Annotated in this window: 6 protein-coding genes and 1 tRNA gene; 5 read left to right on the top strand and 2 right to left on the bottom strand. The window is 38.3% G+C overall.

The window, feature by feature from the left end; all coding sequences use genetic code 11:
* Positions 1-84: 84 nt before the first annotated feature.
* On the bottom strand, positions 85-3,270 hold the full coding sequence (locus CER18_RS05380; RefSeq protein ID WP_100129049.1) for an autotransporter outer membrane beta-barrel domain-containing protein: 3,186 nt from the start codon (positions 3,268-3,270) through the stop codon (positions 85-87).
* Positions 3,271-3,936: 666 nt separating this feature from the next.
* Entirely contained in the window at positions 3,937-7,449 is a 3,513-nt protein-coding gene (locus CER18_RS05375; RefSeq protein WP_100129048.1) for an autotransporter outer membrane beta-barrel domain-containing protein, read from the bottom strand.
* A 197-nt stretch (positions 7,450-7,646) separates the two neighbouring features.
* Between CER18_RS05375 and CER18_RS05370 the strand changes: the two genes are divergently transcribed.
* From CER18_RS05370 to CER18_RS05350, 5 genes are all read left to right on the top strand, one after another.
* Positions 7,647-8,597, top strand: a complete 951-nt coding sequence (locus tag CER18_RS05370; protein ID WP_100129078.1) for a siderophore ABC transporter substrate-binding protein — start codon at positions 7,647-7,649, stop codon at positions 8,595-8,597.
* Between the two features lie 102 nt (positions 8,598-8,699).
* On the top strand, positions 8,700-9,656 hold the full coding sequence (locus CER18_RS05365) for an ABC transporter permease (RefSeq protein ID WP_100129047.1): 957 nt from the start codon (positions 8,700-8,702) through the stop codon (positions 9,654-9,656).
* A 40-nt stretch (positions 9,657-9,696) separates the two neighbouring features.
* Positions 9,697-10,599 (top strand): iron chelate uptake ABC transporter family permease subunit, encoded by a 903-nt coding sequence (locus tag CER18_RS05360; RefSeq protein ID WP_432417136.1) that lies wholly within the window; start codon positions 9,697-9,699, stop codon positions 10,597-10,599.
* Positions 10,596-11,354, top strand: coding sequence for an iron ABC transporter ATP-binding protein (locus CER18_RS05355; RefSeq protein ID WP_100129045.1), 759 nt, complete (start codon positions 10,596-10,598; stop codon positions 11,352-11,354). Before CER18_RS05360 ends, CER18_RS05355 begins: the two co-directional genes overlap by 4 nt.
* Positions 11,355-11,441: 87 nt before the next feature.
* Positions 11,442-11,512 (top strand) — tRNA-Gln (locus tag CER18_RS05350).
* Positions 11,513-11,808 lie beyond the last annotated feature (296 nt).

The following is an 11,808-nucleotide window of genomic DNA, read 5'->3' as shown; positions in this document are numbered from 1 at the left end:
AAAAGCTATAATAACAAAACGAATAAACGAAAAAAGCCACAAGGATAACTTGTGGCTTTTTCAAAAAATTAAACAAAAACAACACTAGAAATGATAACGTAATCCACCCGAAAAACTCGTTCCAGAAAAACCAGCTTTCGTTAGCTTGTGCTGATACCCCAAATCACCATGAAGCGCAAAATTTTGAGACAATTGGGCATTAAAACCTAATCCAGTTTCTAATGAAGAACCAAAAGCCCCTAGCTGAAAAGCGTCTTTAAAATGCACAAACTGTTTTCTTTCAAAACCATGAGCAAGATAAAGTTTGCCATAGAAAGAAATAACCTGAGCTTCATCAGTAGCAACCAGCATCTTTGTTAAACGCCCTCCAACACGCCCTACCCACTGATGAAGCTTTCCTAACTCAATATCAAAACCGTCCACATCACGCACTTTATTAAATGGAAGATATTGATAAACAACCTGAACTTGCGGATCAAACACAAAACCGTCCTCTCCCACCATAAATGTTTTACCAGCTGTCAATGAAGCACTTAAAGGATTTCCCTTTAATGTTGCCGTTTTACCCCGAGCTGTAGTCACAACATCCCCCTTAAAAAAACTATAAGACACAAGACCATCAACGTAAAAACCTGTATCATGCTGCACACCACCATATGCCGCAACGGACCATTTATCAAATGTACTTTTTTGACTCTGTTCAACATTCACAGGCTGCAAGGAAAATTTCTCGTAAGACCCGATCATTCCAAAAGAAGTCGTCCCATACATATCTTCGATTGCTTTCAGCAAAACACCTGCCTCTAGTGCATTATAAGCCAACTCGCCGCCATAACCATACTCAAGCGCAGAAAGATTTGAAGTATAACGATGATTACCGCCATAACCACGCACAAAAAAGAGAGGATTTTCGCGACTTTCTAACAAGCCACCAGAAGCAATTCGCAAAGCTTCTAACCGCTTATTTTGATTGCTAATATTCATCAAACCAAGATGACGTAGGGCATTAGGCAAAAGGAGATAAGTCGGAACCTGCGGAACAACAGCCCTAACTCCCGGCTTAGGCATAGGATGAGGCTCTGGAGCTGGTTCTGGAGAAGGACTAGGAGGCGTTGGAGCAGGAGGCGTTGGACTAGGATCTGGTTTAGGTTTAATATCAGAATCTACAGATCGACTTTCAAGACGGAAATCCCAAAATTCTCCGGTTCCTTCAACAAGCCTTTGCCCAGCATTGGCTTTTCCTAAATCAGATTCTGGACCATAACCATAGAGCTTATACTGATAAGGTAATTCGTTTAACGCTACATAACCACCTTCCAACTGAAAAGAATCTTGCTTTGCTGCTCCAGAAACCTGAATGATTGAAAGTCCTTCATCATTCCCGCCCTTTCCCGTGTACCCTCCCGGACTTCCTGCAACAGCATGCACGTGGAGCATTGTTTTTCCCGAAACATCACCATGAATTAAAACACGATCCGTCTTTTGATGATCAAGATCCCCCCCCTCATTCAGATATGTATTAAGAAAAATAGAGGCACCATCCTGCGCTCTATAAACTTCACCCTCTCCCTTTCCAATATGAAGGGTTTGATAATCATCAACAGAAGAAGATTCTTGTCTTTTTAAATGAATAGAACTCCCACCCATAAGACTAACCAATGAAATAGAAGAATTATTTGCAGCCTCATGTTGATCTTTTTGCAACCGTCGTTGTAAAATCCATGTAGAGTGACCTCCCAAATAAAGTTCGGCATTAGAATTTTCATCAACGTGAGCACGACCTTCAAGCGTAGAGCCATCAGCCAAAACCGTTATAGAAGCCCCGTTCTTAGCTTTTAATAAAAAATCCCCTGAATGAAGAGTACTTTTTAATAAACTCACCGCACCAGAAATAAGGTTTTCACCATAAAGAACCGTATCATCTTCAACAGAAAACTCTGTTGCATCCAAATTAACAACTTCTAATCGTGGTGGAGCTTTTTCTCCCTCTAGTGAGATATCCTCTTTTTTATTCCCATCTTCGTTCCATGGTTTTTTTCCCTTAAAATATATACCGTAAGATCTAGGGCCATTTACATTAATAGTAGAGGATTTAATATTAACTTCAGTCACAGAAGCCCCAGACTCAGAATGAGAATCCTCATTCGATAAATCTTTAACTTCCTGCTGAAGAATAGAATTGACTTTATTTTCTAACAATATGCCATGAACATTCATGGCATGAATGGTCGTCCCTTTTAAATTAACAGCCCTCCCTAAATCCGTATACAAAACTGCATGATGATCTGAATTTTTTTCTTTGCCCTTCCCAGTAATTTTAACATTCTCGAGATTTACTTTTCCACCTAACGTCGAAGAAACCCCATGACTGTTCATAAAATTAACTGATCCACCTGACATCCAAATTTCTGAATGATCATAACTTAAAAGACTTGCATTCCCATCAGCCGTCTTAATGTCTGTATCTTCTAAAAGAACAAATGAACGATCTGCTGCATCAACACCTTCATGACTTTCCCAAATCTTTCCATTTTTTACCTCAATCACTCCATTACTCGCACGAAGGCCTATAACTGTATTTTCGATAATCGGATTTTCCAACACAATCTTACCGTTCTCTAATACGTGTACCCCCATTAGAAAAGTTTTATCGGCAACTTGACTGCTAACCTTTACATTCTTCCCACTAACCTTTGTGCCTATTCCTTTCACCGTTATAGCAATAGGATCATCAGGATATTGAAAAACATTCTCTTTCGTAATGCTATAAGATTTATTATCAATTTTTAGCCCCTCCCCTGTAGACTTCACATTGTTAGGACCCGTCCCGCAATTATCGCATATATAATACAACCCATTATAGTAATAAAACGCAGAATCCACACCTCTTTCATCAGAGCCCTCATTTCTAACCCTATTATCGATATTTTTCTCATACCCTTTCCCCCCATTTTGATGTCCGTCCTCTCCCTCCTTTCCACTCAGAACACGATAGTCATTCCCCCCACGAATACCCTCATCGTTATTGCCAATACTAGGATAATAATAACTCCCCCCACTCTCCCCACTCAGAGGCTTATGCACATTATTTCCACTCAGAAGATGACCAGAAGTAACACCAATACCATTGATCGGAGTAACAGTTATAGTATAAGGTCCTCTATTCTTCCCCTCTGTAGCTGCATAAACTTCCCTTCCATTTTGGAGCAAAGAAAGGATAGCTGTTGTACAAACACACAAACATACATGATTTCTAAAAACTTTAATCATAGTTCCCTCGAAACTTTCCTTCCCCTCTCATTAAAAATAAAAGCACTTGCAAAATATCCCACTGTGCACCTCAAAATACAAAAGGTGTGACAAAAAAGACATGCCTCATGCTCATTTGAACCGTGCAATGAATTATCCCTATAAACTTGTCATAAGCTCTACACACAAAACTATCTATAAGAGAATAACAACAGAGCACACTTTATAAGTGTATAATGCATTCTGTATTTCGTGTAAAGAAAAATAAAATCGATGCGTGCAATTAATTAAAAACACAATTTAGCCTTGTGAATTTTAAAAAATTATTCCACAAAGAAATGATTTAAATCAGTGAAAAACAAACTCTTAAAAATGAGCTTTAGAAAGTATCAAATATTATATTGGATAATATCAATACGGTATAAAAAAAGATAACATAACACATACTGGACTCCTGCACGCTTAAAAAGTCCATACAAATGAGTGAATTTATCGCATTATCAGTAGATAAAAATTTTAAGAAAATTCGCTTTAGCATAAAAAAACGCGCTTATGCGCACAATAAACTATGTCTTTTCTATTCATATCAAACAGACGAAAAGCTTTTAAGAACAACACACATTGTTATAAAGAAAAAAGGCAGCACATTGTGCTGCCTTTTCTAAAAAATACATACCGTACCTTATATTAGAACTGATAACGCACGCCCCCAGAGAAACTTGCTCCAGAAAAACCAGCCTTATTAAGCTTATGTTGATAGAGAACATCAGCATGCAGAGAAAACTGCGGCAACAATTTGGCATTAAAACCTAATCCGGCCTCTATAGAGGAACCAAAAGCCCCTAACTTGAAAGCATCATTGAAACGTACAGACCGTTTTTCTCCAAAACCGTGAGAAAGATAAAGCTTACCATAGAAAGCAACAGCATCCACACTTTCAGAGCCTGTAGGAGTCTTTGTTAAGCATCCACCAACACGTGCCACCCACTGATTAAGGTTCCCCATTTCAATATCAAAATTGTCAATATCACGGGCCTTATTAAACTGAAGATGCTGATAAACAACCTGAACCTGCGGATCAAAGACAAAGCCCTTATATCCTGTTGCAATTGTCTGACCACTCATCAAAGAAACACTCAAAGGATTAGCTCTCAATGTTGCTGTCTTACCCCTTGCAAGAGTGAGAACATCACCTTTGAATAGACCATAGGATAAAAGACCATCAACATAGAAGCCCGCATTATGCTGCATACTACCATATACTGTAGCAGTCCATTTATCAAATGCACTCTTCTGGCTTTGCTCAACATCCAAAGGCCGCAGAGAAAGTTTTCCATAAGTTCCCATAACGCCAAAGGATAGAGCATGGTCAGTATTTTCAATAGTTTGCAACAGCATACCTGCCTCTACACCACGATAGTCAAGATCGCCGTCATAACCATATTCAAGTGCAGATAAATCTGAAGCATAACGGTAACTTCCACCATAGCCACGTAAATATAAAGCAGGATTCTTACGAATCTTTAGCATTCCTGTAGAAGTCATCCGCAAAGTCTCCAACTGCTTGTTTTGATTGTTAATATCCATCAAACCAGTATGGAATACGCTATTAGGCAAGACGAGATAAGTTGGCACTTGTGGAACAACAGACCTTACAAATTGTTCAGGAACGGATTCTCCAGACACAGAAGAGGTCACCGAATCACCATTTCCTTTTTCACGAGTGTCAGTAACCGTACTAGAAACAACATATTGATTTTCTAAGCGAAAATCCCAAACATTTTTACTGTTCGCATTTTCACTATTCGCAATTAATTTCCTATCAAAAAGCTGCATTTCCGAAGAATTGATTGGACTATAAGCGCGAAGAACATACTTATAAGGCGACCCTTCTCGTGTAATATAATCATCTTCTAGCTTAAAAGAATCCTTCTCTGCTTGTCCAAAGACCTGAATAATTGAAACACTATGAGGTTTATTCTGATCTTGTTGTACTCCTTTTGAAGTATCTTTTACACGCACTATCGTTTTTCCAACAACATCCCCATGAATCAAAAGCCTGTCAGACATTTGATCATTCTCCGAATCATTAGGAACTAAACGCGCATTAAAGTAAATATAAGAATCTCCAGAAGCAGTGTAAACCGCACCGTTCCCATCCCCAACGCGAAGCGTCTGATAACCTCTATCTTCACCTTCGGACCGGAAAAACGCAATAGCACTATTTCTGATATCTATAGATGAGACACACGAATCTATACAATCCGTATCCGAAGACTCACTACTATACTTACTTTTTGCTAAACGCCACCCCGAATTAGATAAAAAAAGTTTTGCACTCGCGTTTTCATCAATGCGTGCAGAACCTATAATATCAGATTCATGAGCGAAAACCGACAAACTAGAGGAACCTGTAGCATGCAATAATAGATCACCAGAAACTAATGTATCTCTCCCTAAAACAACAGAACCATTGAAGTCTTTACCATAAATGGCCACACTATCTGGTACGTTTAAAACAGAATGTCTTAAAAGTACCAGATGTGCCCGATCCTTCTCCAGAAAAGATGCTTGGCTCTCCACATTACCTACTGTTGATTCTGCAACAGCACTACTTCTTCTAACTCTAGCACTTGGACCTTCGCCTTCTTCACTTTGATTGTTATTTGTTTTTAAGCTGCCTTCTTTTAATTCTGGTGCACCAAAATATATACCATAAGAGCCTTTACCTTCCACTGTAATATTTGAATAGCTAATAGCAGCACTAATATTGGCATCGCCATCAGCAACAATATTATCAACAAATTCAGGAAAACTATCACTACCAAGACCATCATCAAAATAATTAATAACACCAAAGAGACTATCCTCAATACCAAGGTTATTATTAACCCATAGAGCAATGGCATCAGAACTGTTAAAGGTCACACGGTTAGCAGAAACAAAACCATCTTTCAATAAAAAGACAACACTTAGATTCGATACACTAGAAGCAGCCGCATCACCTCCCTTTTTATCAGCAATGTTAATCCCAACATCGTCTAGTTTTACAAATCCCTCGTCTTCCGCTAAAACTCCCACGCCGCCTCTTGCGAAAGTAATTGCCCCAGATCTCATCGTTATTTGAGATCCACCAGAACTACGTAAACCAACTGTATAATCCAGAGGTACTTTCTCATGAACGACCTCCACATTAATATCTGTTCCCTCTAAAAAAATAGACGATTCGACATCAGCTGAAGCACCGAAAAAAGTCTTTTTGATGCTTCCTCCCTTCATATGAATATTTCCTTTGTACCCAGCCTCAAGACCAGCAACAAAACTCTCGATATTTGACCCCAGCAATTCAACCTTTGCACCTGCTAACGAAAATACAGCACTCCCAAATCCCATAGTAGCATTTTGAATACTAGAGCCTTGAGAATTGACACCAACAATAGATACACTTTCTATCTTTACAGTTGTCGCCTTAGCAATATCTACAGTTTTGAAAAAAGGTCTCCGTACAGCGCCAGAACGCAAACCATGCGCATTATCTGCAACAACAAGACGCCCCATTGCAAACACAGCATTACCACCGTATTTTTTTACACGAACCTTACCTCCTTTTATTGTACGTTCCTCACCCCCTACACATACAATGGATTCATGCTCTGAATCAGATTCATGCTTTGAATCATCAGAACTATCTTCACACAACGCATCTATACCCTTTCTAGGCGAAAGCATAGAAAGAGGTACTTGTGAACCAGGAAGTCTTTTTATAGAAACGTACACTATAGGCACCGAAAGCTTTTCTTCTAATGAAGGTTCAAGTAATCCTTCTAAATATTCCAATACTGAAGCTACCCCCCTCATCATATTTACCGGCGTTGCAATTACGGAATCAGGGATCGAAGCTATACCGTCAGAGACTGAGTTAGAGATAGATGTTTTAACCGAATCCAACGCAAGCGAAAGTATCTGGTCAGAGATTGCGTTAGAGGCAGATGTCGGAAGCAAATTCAAAACTGGATTAGCTAGTTGAGCGGGCAGCGAAGATGAGTAAGAAGGTGAGTAAAATGACGCAAATGGAGACAACATAGGTGAAGAGAATGAAAACCAATTATTCCCCACAGAAGCATCTACACTTTGTAAAAAGAAGAAGGCACTTGTCGTCAGTGCGTACAAATGTGTACGCTTTTTAAATACATTGATCATATGTTAAACTTTCTAAAAATGTTGCAAAAGCATTAGAGTTAAGTGAAAATAAGGTAAGTGAGCAATTTGTAACATATGTTAGTCAATTTTACAACATAGTGTTATTTATCTACACTTCGTTTTGTGCACAAAACACCTAAATTAAGGTTTTTAAATGCGCAAACTCTTGTAATATCAGATAAAAGGATAAAATCATGATGATAAAATATATGAAATGGGTGACTTCTGTTTTGCTCGTTGCAATCAGCTTTGCGACGATTTTGTGGACTCATACGAGTATTGCAAAGACGAATACTCAGACAAATGTAACGATCAATCACGTTTCAGGTACGACTGCTGTTCCTGCTTCTCCAAAAAAAGTTGTGGTGTTTGATCTTGCCACGCTTGATAATATGAATCGCCTTGGTATCAAAGAAGTTGTTGGCATTCCTGAAGGAAAAAAACCATCCTATCTGCAACAATTTAATGATGAAAAATATGAAAAAATTGGCACTCTTTTTGAACCGGATTATGAAAAAATAGCCACCATTCAACCCGATTTGATTATTATTTCTTCTCGAACTCAAGCAAAATATAGCGATTTATCCAAAATGGCACCAACGATTGATCTAACAGTAGGAAACGAAAACTCTCTTGAAGATATTAAACGAAATGTGTCTATCCTTGGGAAAATTTTTGGTAAAGAACAGGAAGCAGAAAAAGAAATTGCAAAACTCAATGAAACTTTAGCTGAAGTCCGTAAAAATACCCAAGGAAAAGGCAAAGGGCTCGTCCTCATGACTTCTGGTGGGAAAATCAGTGCCTTGGGTCCAAAGTCACGTTTTGATATTTTTCATTCCGCTTTTGGGATTGCCCCTGCAACGGATAAACTCACTGTACAAAAACACGGACAGCTTATTTCTCCTGAATTTATTCTTGAGACAAATCCTGATTGGTTGTTGGTGATTGATCGTGATGCAGCAATTGGACGAGAAGGACAATCTGCAGCACAATTACTCAACAATGAGCTTGTTCACCGTACAACAGCGAGCAAGAAAAACCAAATTATTTATCTGGACTCTTGGAGCTGGTATCGTGCAAGTGGTGGTTTAACGGGTCTATTTGAAACCGCTAAACAGATCAATGAAGCCTTTACAAAGAACAAATAACCGTACAAAAGCACTTGCTTGCTCTATAAATTAAATTTAAAAGCAGAGGTTGTTTATTAAGCAACCTTTGCTTTTTTAGGTTTTATTAGAAAATGATTTAACGTGAAAAATTATTGGATAACCATAATATTTCTAATTTTCTTGTCCATCTTTAGCATTTTTGTTGGTTATTCAGATGTCTCGCCGTCTAGCCTCTTCGCAGCCGATCCCCATGCGTGGCTTATTTTTTGGCAAACGCGTCTTCCTCGCACCATTGCAATCCTTTTAGTAGGCGCAGCACTTGCACTTTCAGGCATGATTATGCAACTGTTGACACGTAATCGCTTTGTCGAGCCATCAACCGCTGGAACCGTTGAATCTGCTTCCCTTGGTATTCTTTTTACTATGATTATTCTGCCCGATATTCCTGTTTTAGGCAAAATGATCGTTGCGACACTTTTTGCCATGACAGGCACTTTACTTTTTATGTTTTTATTGCACCGTATTCCTCTAAAATCTGCTCTCATTATCCCTCTTACAGGGATTATGCTAAGCTATATTATTGGTTCTTTAACCAATGCCATTGCAGATTATGAAATGTTACTTCCTTCTCTTCAAGCTTACTTATTTGGTAGTTTTGCGATGATTCTTGAGGGGAAATATGAACTTTTATGGCTATCCTTCCCCCTTTGTATTCTGGCCTATTGTACTGCTGATCGCTTTACGGTTGCAAGCTTAGGAGAAGATTTAACCAATAACCTTGGATTAAATTATCGTGTTGTCATGTTTTTTGGGCTTTTTATTGTTGCTTCAATCACCGCTATTGTTGTCTGTACCGTCGGCCGTATTCCTTTTGTTGGATTGATTATCCCAAATATTGTTTCAAGTTTTATGGGAGATAATATGCGCTATACTGCTCCTTGGGTAGCCATCAGCGGTGCAGGATTGGTTTTGATTTGTGATCTTTTAGGACGAATCATTCATCCTTCTTTCGAAGTTCCTATCAGCACCATAATGGGCGTGATCGGTAGTTTTATTTTTATGATACTGCTTTTACGCTGGAGAAAGCATCTTGGATAAAAGCAAAAAAACAATATGTATACTAACAACCCTTATCATCATGGCATTTACTGTCATTATACTTTACATGACGTGGAATATCAATGTTTACACATGGACATTTCGTCTTACAAAGCTTTCCTCTCTGCTTCTTATTGCGTATGCAATAAGCGTTTCTACGGTTTTATTTCAAACAATCACGAATAACCGTCTTCTTACCCCTTCAATTATGGGATTTGATCAGCTTTATATTTTAATAAAGACTGTCCTTATATATTTTGTGGGCTCTCTTTCTTTACCTTTTTTGAATGAACAAGGACAGCTTATTCTCGAAGCCCTCATTCTCATTATTTTTTCAATAAGCCTTTTTCGCTGGCTCTTTTCAGGAAGCTTAAAAGGACTTCACTTGACGCTTTTAATTGGTGTTGTTTTAGGTGGTTTTTTTTTCAGTTTACGGATGTTTATGCAATTGCAACTTAATCCAGACCAAATGATGAATTTAACCGATATTATGTTTGCAAATTTTAATAAATTTAATACGTCGCTCATAAGCTTTGCCACAATCATTGTCTTCATTATGAGTCTGATTGGATGGCGTTCACGTCATCTTCTTGATATTTTGGCTTTGGGACGTGAAAATGCTCTCAATCTTGGTGTTAATTACCACAAAAGTGCGACAGCTATCCTTATTTTTGTTTCCATTCTCGTTTCTATTTCCACCGCATTAGTAGGCCCTGTCACCTTTTTTGGACTGTTAGTTGCCAACCTTTCCTATGAACTTTCTCCTCAAGCAAAACATAGTGTTGTTGTGCCAATTGCAATATTATTAGCGATTATTTGTTTGGTGGGGGGACAATTTATTTTAGAACAAATTTTTCACATGGCAGGACGTTTAAGTTTTATCATTGAGTTTTGTGGAGGGATTGTTTTCTTAATGTTACTGATGAAGGGAAAACTAAAATGATTGAGATCAATCATCTTTCCAAGGCTTACGGAGCACGATTGATTATCGATAATTTATGCCTTCATCTTCCCAAAGGGGGGATTATTTCTCTTATTGGGCCCAATGGTTCGGGAAAATCAACGCTTTTAATGCTGATAAGACGTCTTTTACCATATGACAAAGGAACAATTAATATCGGCGGTTTTGATATTKATAAAATGCCCCATGATATTTTKGCTCAAAAGCTCTCAATTTTKCGTCAAGATAATCCTTTATCCTTCCGCTTAACCGTTTATGATTTAGTGAGTTTTGGTCGCTATCCTTATTCAAAAGGCTGGTATACACATGAAGATAAACAATTTATTGACAGTGCATTGCGCTATCTCGGGCTACAAGATTTAAAGGACCGTTTTTTAGATGAGCTTTCTGGGGGGCAGCGCCAACGGGCTTTTATCGCCATGGTCATCTGCCAAGATACCGATTATCTTCTCTTAGATGAACCATTAAACAATCTGGATATGAAACATGCCGTTTCTATGATGAAGCAGTTACGCCGCACAGCGGATGAACTCAAAAAAACCATTCTTATTGTTATGCATGATATTAATTTTGCTTCATCTTATTCAGATATGATTGTCGCACTAAAAAATGGGAAAGCCGCCTATTGTGGGACTCCAAAAGAAATCATGCAACCAGAAATTCTTAAAGATATTTATGATGTCGATGTTCAGATCAAAACAATCAATGACATACCTATTGCTCTTTATTATCGATAAATTCTTCTCATCATCAATAATCAGAAAGTTTCTCTTTTGTCCTTGCTTGCACTCTAAAATCTGATAAAAGTGGCAATATTGGCTTATTGGGGAATAGTTTAATGGTAGAACAGCGGACTCTGACTCCGTCAATCTTGGTTCGAATCCAAGTTCCCCAGCTGTAGCTTGTTGTATGTAGCTTGTTGTAGCTTGCCTGTAGCTTGCCAGCGGGTTTTGTATATTTTGCCACCAGGTTTTGTACCAATTTATTTTCTTTTAAGGGTTTTTAAGGTGTTTTCAAAGGGTCTTTAAAGGCCTTTCAAAGGGTGTTTTAAGATTCGTCATTTTTTGTGAGAATCTATGGGTTTTTGCTTCTCAAGCATCGGATCATTATTTTGAGCTCAAGCGGATATTTCTGGAAAGTTGTCGTTATCCGTTAGGTCACTAAAGCATGTAAAGTCAGATTGGAAAGCAA

This window comes from Bartonella tribocorum (assembly GCF_002777915.1).
Taxonomy (GTDB): Bacteria; Pseudomonadota; Alphaproteobacteria; order Rhizobiales; family Rhizobiaceae; genus Bartonella; species Bartonella tribocorum_A.
The sequence above is the reverse complement of the archived record's forward strand: the minus strand, read 5'-3'. Positions and strand labels throughout refer to the sequence as shown.